1 protein-coding gene is annotated in these 710 nt (G+C 43.2%); it reads right to left on the bottom strand.

Features of this window, described 5'->3' with window-relative positions; all coding sequences use genetic code 11:
* Positions 1-672: IS91 family transposase (locus OCV70_RS18820; protein WP_262579994.1), on the bottom strand; the 672-nt coding region annotated here is incomplete at its 3' end.
* Positions 673-710 lie beyond the last annotated feature (38 nt).

The following is a 710-nucleotide window of genomic DNA, read 5'->3' as shown; positions in this document are numbered from 1 at the left end:
GAAAGTATAGTAGTTTTTGTAAGGTGCAGCCGATCCATGAAATTCAAGCCTGTCATTTTCCCAGAGCTGCTTAAGTTCAGCCATATATTTTCCACGAAATATTTTGGAGATCACCTTAATCGGAAGAAAAAACTCTTTCCCGTTGTCTTTCCAATGATTTTTCACATCCAGCCCTCCACCAAGAACAATCGCAGGGATATGAGGATGAAAATTCATGGTACTTCCCCATGTATGGAGGATACAGATATAGCCGATATCAGTCCCGAGATATTTACAATCAGCAGCAAGTTCACTGAGAGTATCTGAAGCCGCATGATAAAGAGCAGTGTATAAGACTTTCTGGTTGCTGTAGATAATGGGATTAAGTTCTTCCGGAACTGTAAAAACCACATGGAAATAAGGAGCATCTAAGATATCCTCACGCCGTGCATCTACCCACTTTTCTTTTGGAAACTCCTGACACATAGGACAGCATCTGTCACGGCAGGAGTTATAGTGGACTGATATGCAGCCGCAGTCCTCGCATACGCTTACATTCACACCAAAGGCGCCGGTTTTGCAATTCATGATGTGATAAGCGGCCTTTCGCTGAGCGGGAGAAATACTATGTGTGGATTCAAAAGATGGATAAAAACGATGAAAAACATCCTGAATCGTACAATCCTTACTCATGATTCACCACCTTCCGGGTTGTCGAACGGGCTGCGGAT

Source organism: Blautia acetigignens (genome assembly GCF_025566865.1).
Lineage (GTDB): Bacteria > Bacillota > Clostridia > Lachnospirales > Lachnospiraceae > Blautia_A > Blautia_A acetigignens.
This window is presented reverse-complemented; position numbering and strand designations above follow the sequence as displayed.